We start from the raw sequence: 14,078 nt of genomic DNA on the forward strand, positions 1-14,078 counted from the left end.
TAAACCTAACCAGACAAGATAGTCTGAGGGAGTGCAATGAAGTACAGAAGGGGTGCGAGTGCCGAGAGGGAGCTCATAAAGATGCTCGAGAAGGAGGGATTCGCAGTCGTACGCTCCGCCGGGAGCAAGAAGGTTGACATCGTGGCCGGCAATGGAAAGCTGTACCTCTGTATAGAGGTGAAGAGCACCCACGACGAGAAGCTCTACTTCAGTCGGGAAGATTACGATAAGCTCGTCTCCTTCGCGGAGAAGTTCGGGGGGAGGCCTATTATAGCTGTCAAGTTCATCAACAACGGCTGGCGCTTCTTCCATCCGGAAAACCTTGAGAGGGGAGGCAAAAACTATAAGGTTAGCCTCCAAACATCAAACTACCTGACCTTTGATGAGGTCGTTGGAAAGCAGAGGTCTCTCGAAGAGGTGATAAGTCGTGAAGCTTAGGGCTTTAATTCTCGTCCTCCTGATGATTCCGGTTTTCCTTCCATCCGCCAGCGCCCAGTCCCCGCTAGCTATCATTCCACTAAATGATAACTTTTCTGGTGTCCCTGGCGACGTTATAGTAATACCCTTCCGTCTCATAAACCTTGGAAACGAGACAATCTCGAACGTTACCGTGTACGTTACGGGACCGACGGAGGGCTTCCTTTACCAGAGCAAGGTCATCAGGGATCCAATCGGACCAAACGAGACAGTTCAGGACACTCTATCCGTGAAGATCCTTAACATTGATCCCGGAAAATATATCCTTACCATTGTCGCCCGTGTGGGTTCAAGCTACTCGGAAGCACAGGTAACGATAACGGTGAAAACCTTTGTCGATTACGCCCTCAGGATAGATGTCGACGATGAATACCTCTACGGAAACAACGTAACGGCCCTCCTTAGGATCACGTCCCAAGCGAACGGTGTTATCATCGGGCGGATAGGATACAGTTTCTATTACGATGGAACCCTTCTCAAGAGCTTTTCCACGGTCATCTACCTTAGACCCGGCGAGAGCTGGCTTCAGAACCTCACGCTGACCACGCCCAAGGTTGGCAACTACATGATTTACTTCTGGGGCAACTTTAGCGGCAGGTTCAAGAGCACCACCGCGACTTTCCGCGTCTACCAGAGGAACCTCAAATACGAAGCCTACTTCAGGGACGGAGTGATTTACGTTCAGGTTTACGATGAGAACGGAAACGGCGTCCCAGATATCTCGGGTAAGATAAACGAAATTCCGTTCAAGACGGATGACGATGGCACAGTCGCCTACCTGGTGAACCAGCCCGGAACGTACAAAATAGTGCTCAACCTCGATGGAAGAATCATAACAACCTTCGTCGAGGTGAAAAAGCTCTTTCTGAGCTATTCTCAAGAAAATGATACACTGCTGGTTAAAGTCGTGGATTCCACCGGCGTTCCAGTTCCCAACATCACCGTAACGGCATCGGGGCCCCTAGGAAAGACCTACGCCGTGACGGACTCGTCAGGTCTCGCTACGGTAGATCTGAAGAAGACCGGCTACGGGACCATCATGCTCAAGGCCGAGAGCAGCAGATACGTTGGAGCAGAGGCGAGCGTTAAGGTAGTTCCTCCCATAACTCCCACGCCGACGCCCACAACGACCACACCCGAAAGCAACGCCTCGACGAGCACAGTTCCGCAGGAGCCTCAAAAGGGCTACGGTCCCTTGGGTGTCATACTCATCATAGCCGGCATTCTATTCGCTGGAACGTCCTACGCGGCCTTCTTCATGCCGTTAACCCAAGAGGAAGTGCTCGACCGCTATTACTTCGTGAAGGTGAAGGCACCGAGGCTCAGGGGCATGGATAACTTCCGCTTTGAAAAGGCTGTGTCTGCCATAGACGTTAGGGCAACCAAGGGGACGGCAAAAGTTGAGGACAACAGAGTAATCTGGGAAATAGAGCATTTGGAGCCAGGTGAAGAGGCCTACCTCCAGGTAATCCTCGGCTGACCTCTTTTCTCCCTCTTCTGCGGCAAACCTTTTAAGGAAAGGAAGCTTTACCGTTAGATGGAAATCTTAACGAAAGAGGTGATTGAAATGGTGGACATCGAGCTTTTGAAAAAGGTCATTGAGGCTCCTGGTGTTTCTGGGTACGAATTTCTCGGAATACGAGACGTCGTCATCGAGACCCTCGAGGGCCACGTTGATGAAATCTATGTTGACAAGCTCGGCAACGTCATAGCCCACAAGAAGGGCAACGGGCCAAAAATCATGATAGCAGCCCACATGGACAAGATAGGCGTCATGGTAAACCACATCGACAAGGAAGGTTACCTTCACGTAGTTCCAGTTGGCGGCGTTGACCCGAGGACTTTAGTTGCCCAGAGGATTCGCTTCTTTACCGAGAAGGGCGAGCGCTTTGGCGTTGTCGGCCACATCCCACCCCACCTCCAGAAGCCCGAGGACAGGAAGAAGGCAGCCGACTGGGATACCATAGTGGTCGACATCGGTGTTGACAGCAAGGAAGAAGCCGAAGAGCTAGGCTTCCGCGTCGGCACAATCGGAGAGTTTGCCCCTGCCTTCACCCAGCTCAACGAGAACAGGATCGCTACGCCATATCTCGACGATCGCGTCTGCCTCTACGCGATGCTCGAAGCTGCAAGACAGCTCGAAGAGCACGAGGCTGACATCTATTTCGTGGCCAGCGTCCAGGAAGAGGTAGGCCTCCGCGGTGCCAGGGTTGCCAGCTACGCCATTGACCCCGAGATAGGCATAGCCATGGACGTCACTTTCGCCAGGCAGGTTGGCGACAAGGGTAAGATCGTTCCGAAGCTCGGCGGCGGTCCGGTTATGGACGTCGGGCCAAACATCAACCCGAAGATAAGGGCCTTCGCCGATGAAGTGGCAAAGAAGTACGAGATACCGCTCCAGGTCGAGGCTTCACCGAGGCCAACCGGTACGGATGCCAACATAATGCAGATTAACCGTGAGGGTGTCGCAACGGCAGTTCTGAGCATACCCATAAGGTACATGCACAGCCAGGTTGAGACCGCTGACCTGAGGGATATAGACCTTACGATAAAGTTCGCCAAGCACTTCCTTGAGGAGCTCAAACCCATGGACCTGACACCGTGATATGACGGCCGATTGAAATATCCCTTTTCTCCTTTACCTTTCGAATTGTTATTCTGTCGAGATACTCTGGGAAAAGTTTATTTCATCATTTCCCAAATTTTCTGTCGGGGTGTGGGTGTGAAAACCGAACTCGTGGTTGAGAGCATTGAACTGATAAAGGAAGCCATGCCCAATTCTTTTGAGGAGTTTCAAGCACTGGGCCTTGTGAAAGATGGAATCTACAAAAGGCTCGAGTTCGCAATACAGTGCGTTCTAGACATCTGCTCTCAAATAGCGCGGGAACGGGGGATAGTGAGCTTTGGCTACAAAGACCTGGTGAACAATCTGGCCGAAAACGGAATAATATCCCCCGAGTTGAAGAAGAAGCTTTCCTTCCTCGTGGATCTGAGGGAGGTACTGATATACAACTACGACCTGATGAGCGATGAGATAGCCTTCCGGAACATGCCCGAGTACATCGAGTACCTTGAAGCTTTCCTGAAGGAGGCGCCGTGGAGGAGGGACTGAACCTAGACCCGTTAATTCTTTCGGCAAGGCTACAATAAAGGGAGATGGGATACTATAATATCCCTTTAAAAAGCTTTGAGGAGGCGTTGGCAATGATTGAGATTGAGGTTAAAGGCTACGCGGACGATAAGGTGTTCGAGCGTGTCAGGAGAAATTTCAAGCTGATTAGACGAGAATACCACGAGGACACCTACTTTCAGCACCCCTGTCGGAACTTCGCAGAGACCGACGAGGCACTCAGGATAAGGATACGAAAGTTCAACGGACATTTTGAGGCATTCATGACATACAAAGGACCGAAGATCGATCCGAATTCAAAAACAAGGCGGGAAATAGAGGTCCCCCTGAGCGACCCGGACAGGCATGTAGAGATTCTTGAGAGCCTCGGCTTCGAGGAGGTAATGACCATCGAGAAGACCAGGGAAAAGTACTACGTCGACAAGGGTATCCTTATAATGCTCGACGAGGTCGAGGGCTTAGGGAAGTTCATCGAGATAGAGGCACTCGCCGAAAGTGAAGAAGCCGTAGGGGAGACCGTGAAAATATTAAGGGAAATCCTGATCTCACTTGGAGTTAAAAAGTTTGAGAGGCGTTCCTATCTCGAGCTGATACTGGAGAAGGAGGGAAGCCATGGAGAAGCTAGATGAGTTTTTTAAGTCCCTGATGGGCGAGAGGAATGGAAAATCTGACCTGGAAATACTCGAGGAGATCGAGGGCTACCTCCAGACAGGAGGGGTAGATGAGGCTATAGCCCAGCTTAAAAACCTTGAGAAGGAACAGAACATCTTTTTAGCCCTCAGAATGATCATGCGCTCCATTGTGAGCCAGCTGGACGAGCTGAACCAGTTGGGCACCATCACCCAAGAAGATCTTCAGAAAGTCCACGAGAAAGTTAAGGAATTGATACCCATCGTGAACACTGTCTTCAACTCCAGGTATAGGGCACTTCTCATGGCAGACCTAGCCGTGCTTTTCTACCGCCTTAATGATGAACTCAACGGAGACATGGCCCTCCGCACTGCCATCGATTTGGCAAGGAACCACGACGACATCCTCAGGGACATAATGATGTGCCTCATAAGGAAGGGTCTTCTTAACAAGGCGGGCTATGCGATGAAGATGGTCAGAGAACCCGAGAAGCTCGACGTCGTTCTCGTCCAGCTGGCGGAGATGTTCTACCGTGCCGGGGACGTGAAGAAGGCAAGGCTGATAATCGATCACATAGCCAGTCCGTTTCACAAAGCGATGGCCCTCTACTACATAGCCGCCATAGAGGCAGAACATAACAAAGAAGAAGCGCTCAAGATACTGGATGCAGCTTTTCAAATGGCAGAGAAAGTCGAAGACCCAGAGGCAAGGTTTGAACTTACGCTCAAGCTCTATGAACTGAAGCATTCAATCCTCGGTAACACATTCAGTCTTAAAGAGATTTTATCTCGAAAAGGAGGTCCTCCTCAGTAAAAGCCAGCCGCTTTATCAATCCCCTCTTCTTGAGCTCATGGGAGATTTCAAGGCTCGGTGGGAGCTTTACGCCAAGCTTTCTCAGGACTTCAACTTCCTCCACTATTTCCCCTGGCTTGCCTTCAAGTACTATCCTACCCCCATCCATGACGATTACCCTGTCTGCAAAGCGGAGTATGTACCCCGTGTGATGCTCAACCAAGATGACTGTGATGCCGTATTCTTTCCTGAGGAGAGAGATGAGTCCAAGAACCTCCTCCCTTCCAACGGGGTCGAGCTGGGACGTGGGTTCGTCGAGAACCAAGACTTCCGGCTTCATTGCCAGAATTGCTGCTATAGCCAAGCGCTGCTTCTGTCCGCCACTTAGGTTGGGGGGGAACTCCTTCTCTAAGCCCTTCAACCCGGAGACTTCCAGTGCCCACATAATACGTCGCATAATTTCGTTTCTGTCAAGACCAAGATTTTCAAGCCCAAAGGCTATCTCGTCCTCAACAGTCATGTTAAAGAGCTGGCTTTCGGGGTTCTGAAGAACCAAACCAACGATTGTCGAGAGCTTTGCCACGGGCGTCTCCTTTGTGTTGTATTCCTCCCCAGTTTTTGGATCCCGTACAATTACATCCCCCGAAAAGTCCCCTTTTATCGAATGAGGGATTATGCCGTTAAAGGTCAGGCAGAGCGTTGATTTTCCACTTCCACTTGGCCCAAGTATGCCCAGGAGCTCTCCCTTTTTAACCTCAAAGCTAACGTCCCTCAGTGAATAGTTCACCGCCCTGCGGTACCTGAAGCTTAGATCCTCAACGGTTATCACCTTCATCTCTTGCCCACCACCCTGGGCGCGAGGAAGAGGACGCTTATTATGAACACCAGTGTGGAGAATATCTCCAGCCTGCCTATCCACATGTGGAGAATGAGAAGGATCTTCATATCGATGGGGAGGCTGGGAGACGTTATTCCAACGCTCAGTCCGACGTTTCCCTGAGCGGAAGCCACCTCAAAGAACGAATCCACAAGTTTTGTTCCAAGGCGGAGCATGGTGTAGATCGTTCCAAAGAGCAGAAACGCCAAGTACGTCATGGTGAAGCTCATGACCTCCTGGAGATCCTCCTCACTGAAGATGTAGTTTCCAACCTTCCTTTTGATAATGGCCCCCCTCGGGAGCAGGGCCTGCTGAATGGTCCACTTCAGACTCTCGTACATCAGGATGACTCGGATGAGCTTTATTCCACCGGCGGTGCTTCCCGCTCCACCACCTATGACCATCAGCATACCTATCATGAACTTGGCCAGCTCGGGGTATTTGCTCAGATCCGCTATTCCAAATCCAGTACATGTTATCGCCGATACCGAGTGAAAGATAGACTGTCTGAGGGCTTGGCCGATGGTATCACCAATCTGGGTCAGGCTGAATGTCATTATTGCCACCGTTGGAAGGAGGAAGAAGAATATGTACCTAACCTGAACATCCTCGAAGAAGGGCTTGAGGTGTCTCTCCCGGAAGATTTTATAGTGGACGGTGAAGTTGACGGCACCCATAATCATGAGGAATATCGTAACGGCCTCTATGGCGGTGCTGTTGAAGTAGCCTATGCTTAAGTCATGGCTGCTCATACCGCCGGTTCCGAGACCAGTCATGGCGTGGATTACCGCATCAAAGAGCGTCATGCCGTTGATGTAGTAGAGGTAAACTCCAACCAGCGTGAGGACGAAGTATATCTCAAAGATTACCTTGGAGGTGTTGACGAGGTTCGGCAGAATCCTTTCGCTCCTCGCCTCGGCCCTGTAAAGCCTCGCCGCTGCAACACCTGGGCGGATGAGTATTGTGAGCGCGACGAGGACGATACCTATACCTCCCAACCACTGCATCCAAGAGCGCCAGAAGAGCAGGATATGGGGATAGCTCTCTAGGTTGCTCATCATGGTGAGGCCCGTGCCTGTCCAGGCGGACATGCTCTCGAAGTAGGAATCAATAAATGGCATGTTGGCGATGCTCATGAAGGGGACGACGCTGATAAATGACGCAAAGAGCCAAGTGAAAGCGGCAGAAACCATGGCCTGCCTGAGATTAACGTCCTCGACTTTCCCCAGATGCCTGGCAAGCCATGCGCCAAGGAGGATGCTGAAAACACCAGGGACGGCGAAGTATATGACGTACTGAATTTCATTCGGATAGATCCAGGCTAACAGAACCGGAAAGAGGTAGGCAAGGCCAACGCCCTGAAGTATGGCTCCAATGAGGTTTTTAACTACGAATAGATCGTCCGAGATATTGATGTACTTCCCTAGCTCTAGCATGGGCCCACCGTAGATTAAGGGTTCGCACCAAATAAAAGGTTTTCTCAGGTGGAAAGGTTTAAGGGGCGTGAGAGCTTTCTTAGCTCGGTGATAGAACGTGAATGAAAGGGAAGCCTTCATAAAGGCTGGGGAGATAGCCAGACAGGTTAAAAAAGAGGTAATTGACCTCATAAAGCCAGGCGCCAGGCTCTACGATATAGCGGAGTTCATTGAGAAGCGAATAGTCGAGCTCGGCGGGAAACCGGCTTTTCCATGCAACCTTTCCATAAACGAGATTGCTGCACACTACACACCGTATAAGGGCGACGAGACCGTTCTCAAGGAGGGCGACTACCTAAAGGTAGACATTGGAGTCCACGTCGACGGTTACATAGCGGACACTGCCTTAACGGTTCGTGTCGGGATGGAAGAGGACGACCTCATGGCGGCAGCCAAGGAAGCCCTTGAGAACGCGATAAGCGTTATTCGTGCAGGGGTAAAGATAAGCGAGATTGGAAAGGCCATAGAGGAGACCATCAGAGGCTACGGCTTCAATCCCATAGTGAACCTCAGCGGGCACAAGATTGAGCGATACAAGCTCCATGCTGGCATTTCCATACCTAACGTTTACCGCCCGGCGGACAGCTACGAGCTCAAGGAGGGCGACGTAATAGCCATAGAGCCCTTCGCTACAACTGGTGCAGGCCAGGTCATAGAGGTTCCGCCCGCGCTGATATTCGTGTACCTCCGCGACAGGCCCGTGAGGATGATCCAGGCAAGGAGGCTTTTGATGCACATCAAGAGGGAATACAACACGCTTCCCTTCGCCTACCGCTGGCTCCAGGGCTTCATGTCCGACAATCAGCTCAAGCTCGCTTTAGCGCAGCTCGACAGGGTGGGGGCGATATACAGCTACCCAATACTCAGAGAGGTTCGCGGAGGACTGGTGACTCAGTTCGAGCATACGGTTATAGTCGAGAAGGACGGCGCGCTGATAACCACGTGATTATTCGTTATTTTATTTTTTCACCACACATAGAGGGGCCTCCTGAGAAACGATGAGGTTGCCCCGTACCCTAAAGCTCGTACTGTACACAATGGGGCCTTCTCCCAAGAGTTGTCATAGCAGTGATGAGCTCCCTCAAGTTCCAGGTGACAGCCTTTATCGAGAAAGGCAGCACAGCGTTTTTATGGATGGTCCTTGTGTTAATCGGGATTTCAGTGGCGCTCGTTGGCCCAGTTATCAGAGTGCTGAAGCCGGTTAGAGAAGGGGAAAGGAGCTAACCCCCAACGGGCTCGGCAGATGGCGCCGGGGCAGGGATTTGAACCCTGGTGGGCAACGCCCACGGGATCTCGAGTCCCGCGCCTTCCCAGGCTAGGCTACCCCGGCGCGGTTTGGAGTTCTCATGCGAGTTTTATAAATCTTTCCGCGAAACATTTATTAACCAAACTTAACTAAAATCCCCTCGGAGAAGTTGCAAAGGTTTAAATTATCGAGCACCCAATAATAAAGTGAAGGAGGTGGCAGAAATGGTCGGTATTCTTGTGCAGGAGGTTATAACTGAGAAGTTCCAGAAGATAGACATCAACGCCCCGCTTTCTGAGGCGATTGGCATCTTTGAGAAGGAGGACCCGGACCTTATTCTGGTCTTCGATGGAAACGTGTACAAGGGTGTCCTGACCCAGGACCTTATTATACACTCCCATCTCAAGTGGAACCCAACCAAGGCTAAGGTTAAGGATGTTTATAAGACCGCTCCAGTTATCAAACCGAACGAGGATCTGAGCAAGGCCGCCAAACTTATGATTGAGGTTGACCTGCGCTCCCTCCCTGTTGGGGAGAGCAAAGCTGAAATAATCGGAGTCATAAGCGATTTAATGCTCTTGAACAGGATCGCTAAGGAAGAGTTCGGAAAGAGAAAGGTAGAGGAGTTCATGACGAAGGATGTTATCACCCTCAGAACGGACGACACGGTTGCCAAAGCCTTAGCGACGATGCGCGACCACGCCATCTCGAGGATTCCCCTCGTTAACGAAGAGGGCAGGCTTGAGGGCCTCGTTACGCTCCACGACCTCATAGTCAGGTTTATAAAGCCGCGCTTCAGGGCTCAGACTGGTGAACTCGTCGGCGAGAAGATACCGCCCTTCTCGACCCAGCTCAGGGAGGTCATGATAAGGGGCGTCATTACCATACTGCCCGATGCCACTGTCCAAGAAGCCGTTGCAACGATGATAGACAGCAACATCGATGGCCTCGTAGTGGTCGATGAAAACGACAGGGTCAAGGGAGTCCTGACCATTAAGGATCTGCTCCTACCAATCTCAAGGATGGTCGAAAAAGAGGTAAAGTTCTACCTCCAGCTCGGAGGAGACGCCGCCATACTGAGCGATTTCACCAGGGAGAGGATTATAGAGGACATCAAACGCTTTGTGGACGGTTATGAAGACCTGCTCGGCAACGAGGGCATAATATACCTCCACCTCCGGCGCTTCAGCGAGAAGTTCAGGGGAGTCTACCTCTACCAGGCAAGGATGAGAGTGGTCACCGACAGAGGCATCTTCATCGCAACCGGAGAAACCTGGGGAGCGATACAGGCCGTCCACGATGCCATTAGAGCCATCGAGAGACAACTACTCCAGAAGGCAGAGCTGGAAAGGGACACCCACTACTACAAGCGCTTCCTTGAGAGAATAGGCCTGGCTTGAAAATTTGATGCAGTCACTCCCTCGAAAATTCCCTTTCCAGTATTTTTTTCTGGAACGTCTCGAGTGCACTGGAATTCACAACGAGTATCAGCGTGCCCTTATTGGCCAAGACCCTGTCCTTCACGTTCAAGAGGAATTTAATGGCGTTATCAAAGCCATTCTCCAAGATGAGATATTCAAAGGCGTCTATGTAGACTACTCTGTATCCCCTCTCTACGGCCCTTGCTATAAGGTCAGTCAAGATGTCTATTTTAGTTGGGCTTATGGCGTAGATTGTGGGAGAGTCGTGGAGCTTACCTTCCTTGGCTCTCGTGATCCAAAACACTATGGCCTCGGGGTTTATTCGCTGTTTGAGCTTGTTGACATCCTTACGGGTTATCATCACTAGGCCCGGCTCAAGCTCCCAGTCTCCAAACTCCCGAGTCACTGATTCTCTGGTGGGATACAGAAAAGCTCCGGGGGGTATATCACGTTCAACTTCGGGTTCAATGTGGAAGAACGGATAGAACATGAAGCTCAATGCCCCAATCGCCATCATTATTCTGAACATTGTGCCCAAGAAAAAGCCGTACGGGACAAACCACTTCCAAGTGGCGGTTACGGGATACGTAGCGTTCAGCAGTCCAAGGAGCATCATCCCCACAGGAAACAGCAGCTGTCCGAACTTCTTGACTATGATGTAGCGGTAGAAGACAATCCCCGCATAAACATAACCGAGAGCGTAGACCAAGAATGGCCCTAGGGCCCTTATGGTTAAGTCGGGATAGAAGTGAGTCGTGTTTGTAACGACCAGCCATAGGTATGAGAAAATACCAAACCCCAAAATGACAATAGAATCCCTCATCGATGGGTTCGGGGTTTCCAGATACCTCGCGGCCAAGAGCAAAAATATTCCTTGGAGTGCGGTGTTTACCATATCCAGAACGAACGCCACCTCTAGAACAAGCTTGAGCCCCAATGGCTCCAGAAGGAGCTGCTCTGGGGAGATAGCCGAAAGAAGGAAGGCCACCATCAGGAGCATCCAGCCTTTACTGCGCTCTTTATATGTTTTATACGCTGCCACTCCGAAGAGTATCCACCTTGAAATTAGGTTGAGGGCGTATACCCATACCACAGTTCTCTAACCTCCTTTTCCTGCTTCACTACCACGAGGCTGTTGCTTGGCACATTTTTATCGACGATGACCCCGGGTCCGATAAATGAGTTGCTCCCGATTTTCCTCCCCGGATAGATGGTCACGTGTATGCCTACCTTAACATTGTGGCCTATTATCGCCCCGAGCTTTCTCCTTCCAGAGTCTTCGAGTTTGCCCTTTATCTCGACTTTTATGTTCCCCTTATCGTGTCTGAGGTTTGCGGTGATCGTTCCAGCACCAAGGTTTGTGTTTTCCCCTATTATCGAGTCACCCACATAGTTGAGGTGGGGAGCGTTACTGTTGTCCATAATTATGGAATTCTTCACTTCGACGGCGTTCCCGATGTGACAGTTGTCACCGATGCTTGTGTAGGGTCTTATGAAGCAGTTGGGGCCTATGCGCGAGTTTTTGCCTATCTTAACCGGCCCGATGATGTAGGCCCCACTACGTACCACTGTTCCCTCGCCTATCTCCACGGGCGGAACTATGGTTGCCCCCTCCTCCACGATACCCCGTATCTCGTGCCGGAGGTAGTTTTTAAGGAGGTATTCGTTAAGCTCAAGAAGGTTCCACGGTCTCCCAACGTCGTTCCAGTAGGCTGTATAAACTGCGTAGGTTATTCGTTTGCCCGCGTTGATCATCAGGTTGAGGGTGTCGGTTATCTCGTACTCCCCACGCTCGCTTGTTGGGGTTTTCTCAATGAACTCAAAGACATCTGGCTTAAATATGTAGACGCCGAGGTTGGCGTAGCCGGGTACCTTCCCAGGCTTTTCCCTGACGGCCCTCACAAGGTTCCCATCAACCTCTATCTTCCCAAAGTGGCTCAGGTCATCAAACTCTTTAACCAGTATCGCGGCATCCGCCTTTTCCTTCTTAAAGGATTGGATGAGCTCCTTAACGCCATCTATCTCGAAATAGATATCACCGTTCGCCACGATGAACTCCTCGCCCTCGATGTAATCCTTAGCAGATTCTATCGCCTTCGCCGTACCGTCGCCTTCGAGCTGGTCAACGTAGGTTATCGGCTTTCCGTTGAACTCGTCCCCTAGGGCTTTAACCAGTCTCTCCTTCTCATACCTGACGATGAGAATAAACTCATCCACGAACGGAGAGAGGTTCTCTAAGATGTACTCTATTATCGGCCTGTTGGCGACTTTTAGTATTACTTTTGGTCTGTCGTCCGTCAAGGGCCTCAGTCTCTCACCCTTCCCAGCGGCAAGCACTACAGCCTTCAAAGGACCACCCCCAGGATGTATACAATCACCGCGATGGAACCAAAAATAGTGACGAATACCTTTCTACCAAGGATATTAGCGAGTTTCAGGAGCAGACTCATCGTGAGTATGCTGGTCACAAAAGAAGTGAGGAACGCGACAAATGAGATGCCCAATGGGAGCTGGGCTTCCCAGCCATCGAGAAAGATCAACCTCATCACGATGTAGACGGGTGCTATGAGAAAACTCAGCTCAAGGGCACGTTTTACGCTGACACCCGTGCCCAGAAGGGATGTTATTGTAAGCCCAGTCCTTGATATTCCATCTATGAACGCAATTCCCTGTGATACACCGACTATCAGGGAATCGAGGAACGTGGGCTCATTTTCACTATCGCGCAGGTTGCTCTCAACGTCCTTTAGTGGGGCCCTAATGCGCTTAGAGGTCAGCATTCCCATACCAATGAGGAGAGCACCAATGATGGCATTGACCATGTCTGCAGTCTTTGGACCAAGAACATCGGAGAGGCTCATACATACGGAGTACCCAACGAGAATCGTAAAGATTGAGGCGTAGAAGAGGAATCTCCCATCGGCATCTATGTTAATTTTGATGGCCTTTTGGGCGCCCTCGGCTATCTTTTCCCTGAAGTGGAAGAGGACTGCGAAGAGGATACCGAGGTAAGCCGGGACGAGGTAAGCCTCGTAGAGCGGGTTGATTCCCGCGAGAACCGTTTTTAAGAAGTACCCATCGGAACTTATTGGAAGCCACGAGGATAGCGCGACGATAACCCCCGAAATCGCTGAGCTGTAGTAATCGTACGGGTGAACCATGGCAATCACTAAAAGGTTTTAACCTTCGAGAAAAATAAACTTTTCGAGGGAAGGTCATGAAGCTAACGGTAATCTACGAGAACCACGCGGGATTCAAAAGGAACCTCTTGGGCGCACACGGCTTCTCGACTCTAGTTGAACACGGTGGAATTAAAGTCCTAGTTGATACTGGAACCGACGGAGAGGTGCTCCTCCGCAACATGGAGGCGCTGGAAATAAGGCCGGAAGAGATTGACTACCTTTTTATCACCCACGGCCACTACGACCACACAGGCGGGCTTAAAGCGTTTCTTGAGGCTAGAGGGAAGCGGATAAAGGTCATAGCTCACCCTGGAATATTCCGGAGGAGGATAGCACTGAAGCCACACAGGAGGAAGATAGGAATTCCATTCACCCGAGAGGAACTGGAAGAACTCGGGGCGGAGTTCATCCTCAGTGAGAAGCCCTTCGAGTTCGCGCCAGGCTTCATCAGCTCCGGCGAAATTGAGAGAAGAACCTGGGACCGGGCAGTCGGTTATCTCGAAGAGAACGGTGAGCTCCTCAGAGATCCGGTCATAGACGACATCGCTCTAATCGTTGACCTCGGCGATTCCATAGCGGTTATCACCGGTTGCGGACACTCAGGCGTTCTCAACATAGCCTGGCACGCCGAAGACGTTTTGGGGAAGCCCGTTAAAGCGCTAATCGGAGGCCTGCATCTCAGCGGTGCAAGCAAAGAGCTCCTTGATGACGTAGTTGAGAAAATTGACGCCGAAAAGCTCTACGCAGGCCACTGCACGGGCATAGACTCCTACGCCTATCTGAAGGCGAGACTTGGGGATAGAATAGAGCACCTCCACGTGGGCAAAACGGTAGAGCTCTAGCGAACC

15 protein-coding genes and 1 tRNA gene are annotated in these 14,078 nt (G+C 51.0%); 10 read left to right on the plus strand and 6 right to left on the minus strand.

All coding sequences use genetic code 11. The features are described from left to right. The first annotated feature begins 36 nt into the window (after positions 1–36). From hjc to E3E23_RS02470, 6 genes are all read left to right on the plus strand, one after another. Positions 37–438: a Holliday junction resolvase Hjc gene (gene hjc, locus E3E23_RS02445; protein WP_167906116.1), complete on the plus strand. Its 402-nt coding sequence runs from the start codon at positions 37–39 to the stop codon at positions 436–438. Further along, positions 428–1,957, plus strand: coding sequence for a hypothetical protein (locus E3E23_RS02450; protein WP_167906117.1), 1,530 nt, complete (start codon positions 428–430; stop codon positions 1,955–1,957). The genes hjc and E3E23_RS02450 overlap by 11 nt, the downstream gene beginning before the upstream one ends. Before the next feature lie 87 nt (positions 1,958–2,044). Further along, complete coding sequence (locus tag E3E23_RS02455) at positions 2,045–3,082, plus strand: lysyl aminopeptidase (protein ID WP_167906618.1); 1,038 nt, start codon at positions 2,045–2,047, stop codon at positions 3,080–3,082. 117 nt (positions 3,083–3,199) lie between these two features. After that, the gene (locus E3E23_RS02460) at positions 3,200–3,589 is read left to right on the plus strand and encodes a DUF86 domain-containing protein (RefSeq protein WP_167906119.1); all 390 of its coding nucleotides are present in this window, start codon (positions 3,200–3,202) and stop codon (positions 3,587–3,589) included. Positions 3,590–3,681: 92 nt separating this feature from the next. Next, positions 3,682–4,236: a class IV adenylate cyclase gene (gene cyaB / locus E3E23_RS02465; protein ID WP_167906121.1), complete on the plus strand. Its 555-nt coding sequence runs from the start codon at positions 3,682–3,684 to the stop codon at positions 4,234–4,236. After that, a complete protein-coding gene (locus tag E3E23_RS02470) occupies positions 4,220–5,050 on the plus strand; it encodes a hypothetical protein (protein ID WP_167906122.1) in 831 nt (276 codons plus the stop codon). The genes cyaB and E3E23_RS02470 overlap by 17 nt, the downstream gene beginning before the upstream one ends. On the opposite strand, the gene E3E23_RS02475 is transcribed toward E3E23_RS02470, so the two are convergent. Both E3E23_RS02475 and E3E23_RS02480 read right to left on the minus strand, forming a co-directional pair. Continuing rightward, a complete protein-coding gene (locus E3E23_RS02475) occupies positions 5,010–5,864 on the minus strand; it encodes an energy-coupling factor ABC transporter ATP-binding protein (protein ID WP_167906123.1) in 855 nt (284 codons plus the stop codon). The two genes, E3E23_RS02470 and E3E23_RS02475, sit on opposite strands and share 41 nt — an antisense overlap. Further along, entirely contained in the window at positions 5,861–7,342 is a 1,482-nt protein-coding gene (locus E3E23_RS02480) for a TrkH family potassium uptake protein (protein WP_167906124.1), read from the minus strand. The genes E3E23_RS02475 and E3E23_RS02480 overlap by 4 nt, the downstream gene beginning before the upstream one ends. Positions 7,343–7,439: 97 nt before the next feature. On the opposite strand from E3E23_RS02480, the gene map reads away from it, so the two are divergent. Beyond that, positions 7,440–8,327 carry a type II methionyl aminopeptidase gene (map, locus tag E3E23_RS02485; protein WP_167906125.1) on the plus strand — a complete coding sequence of 296 codons (888 nt, stop codon included), beginning with the start codon at positions 7,440–7,442 and terminating at the stop codon, positions 8,325–8,327. 125 nt (positions 8,328–8,452) lie between these two features. Next, entirely contained in the window at positions 8,453–8,605 is a 153-nt protein-coding gene (locus tag E3E23_RS02490) for a hypothetical protein (RefSeq protein WP_167906126.1), read from the plus strand. A gap of 20 nt (positions 8,606–8,625) precedes the next feature. On the opposite strand, the gene E3E23_RS02495 is transcribed toward E3E23_RS02490, so the two are convergent. After that, positions 8,626–8,711 (minus strand) — tRNA-Ser (locus tag E3E23_RS02495). 140 nt (positions 8,712–8,851) lie between these two features. On the opposite strand from E3E23_RS02495, the gene E3E23_RS02500 reads away from it, so the two are divergent. Continuing rightward, a complete protein-coding gene (locus tag E3E23_RS02500) occupies positions 8,852–10,027 on the plus strand; it encodes a CBS domain-containing protein (protein WP_167906620.1) in 1,176 nt (391 codons plus the stop codon). Between the two features lie 13 nt (positions 10,028–10,040). On the opposite strand, the gene E3E23_RS02505 is transcribed toward E3E23_RS02500, so the two are convergent. From E3E23_RS02505 to E3E23_RS02515, 3 genes are all read right to left on the minus strand, one after another. Next, the gene (locus tag E3E23_RS02505) at positions 10,041–11,048 is read right to left on the minus strand and encodes a DUF835 domain-containing protein (RefSeq protein WP_206205605.1); all 1,008 of its coding nucleotides are present in this window, start codon (positions 11,046–11,048) and stop codon (positions 10,041–10,043) included. Between the two features lie 65 nt (positions 11,049–11,113). Continuing rightward, positions 11,114–12,397 carry a bifunctional sugar-1-phosphate nucleotidylyltransferase/acetyltransferase gene (gene glmU / locus E3E23_RS02510; RefSeq protein ID WP_167906128.1) on the minus strand — a complete coding sequence of 428 codons (1,284 nt, stop codon included), beginning with the start codon at positions 12,395–12,397 and terminating at the stop codon, positions 11,114–11,116. Continuing rightward, positions 12,394–13,209, minus strand: a complete 816-nt coding sequence (locus E3E23_RS02515; RefSeq protein WP_167906622.1) for an undecaprenyl-diphosphate phosphatase — start codon at positions 13,207–13,209, stop codon at positions 12,394–12,396. Before E3E23_RS02515 ends, glmU begins: the two co-directional genes overlap by 4 nt. 56 nt (positions 13,210–13,265) lie before the next feature. Here E3E23_RS02515 and E3E23_RS02520 point away from each other — a divergent pair, with 56 nt between their 5' ends. Beyond that, complete coding sequence (locus E3E23_RS02520; protein ID WP_167906129.1) at positions 13,266–14,072, plus strand: MBL fold metallo-hydrolase; 807 nt, start codon at positions 13,266–13,268, stop codon at positions 14,070–14,072. Positions 14,073–14,078 lie beyond the last annotated feature (6 nt).

The organism is Thermococcus sp. CX2 (genome assembly GCF_012027555.1).
Lineage (GTDB): Archaea > Methanobacteriota_B > Thermococci > Thermococcales > Thermococcaceae > Thermococcus.

What these genes read in the sequence shown, in the direction of transcription:
- hjc (WP_167906116.1), top strand. Translation starts at nt 37, where the DNA reads ATGAAGTACAGAAGGGGTGCGAGTGCCGAGAGGGAGCTCATAAAGATG.
- E3E23_RS02455 (WP_167906618.1), top strand. Translation starts at nt 2,045, where the DNA reads ATGGTGGACATCGAGCTTTTGAAAAAGGTCATTGAGGCTCCTGGTGTT.
- cyaB (WP_167906121.1), top strand. Translation starts at nt 3,682, where the DNA reads ATGATTGAGATTGAGGTTAAAGGCTACGCGGACGATAAGGTGTTCGAG.
- E3E23_RS02470 (WP_167906122.1), top strand. Translation starts at nt 4,220, where the DNA reads ATGGAGAAGCTAGATGAGTTTTTTAAGTCCCTGATGGGCGAGAGGAAT.
- E3E23_RS02475 (WP_167906123.1), bottom strand. Translation starts at nt 5,864, where the DNA reads ATGAAGGTGATAACCGTTGAGGATCTAAGCTTCAGGTACCGCAGGGCG.
- E3E23_RS02480 (WP_167906124.1), bottom strand. Translation starts at nt 7,342, where the DNA reads ATGCTAGAGCTAGGGAAGTACATCAATATCTCGGACGATCTATTCGTA.
- E3E23_RS02490 (WP_167906126.1), top strand. Translation starts at nt 8,453, where the DNA reads ATGAGCTCCCTCAAGTTCCAGGTGACAGCCTTTATCGAGAAAGGCAGC.
- E3E23_RS02500 (WP_167906620.1), top strand. Translation starts at nt 8,852, where the DNA reads ATGGTCGGTATTCTTGTGCAGGAGGTTATAACTGAGAAGTTCCAGAAG.
- E3E23_RS02505 (WP_206205605.1), bottom strand. Translation starts at nt 11,048, where the DNA reads ATGCTCCTGATGGTGGCCTTCCTTCTTTCGGCTATCTCCCCAGAGCAG.
- E3E23_RS02515 (WP_167906622.1), bottom strand. Translation starts at nt 13,209, where the DNA reads ATGGTTCACCCGTACGATTACTACAGCTCAGCGATTTCGGGGGTTATC.
- E3E23_RS02520 (WP_167906129.1), top strand. Translation starts at nt 13,266, where the DNA reads ATGAAGCTAACGGTAATCTACGAGAACCACGCGGGATTCAAAAGGAAC.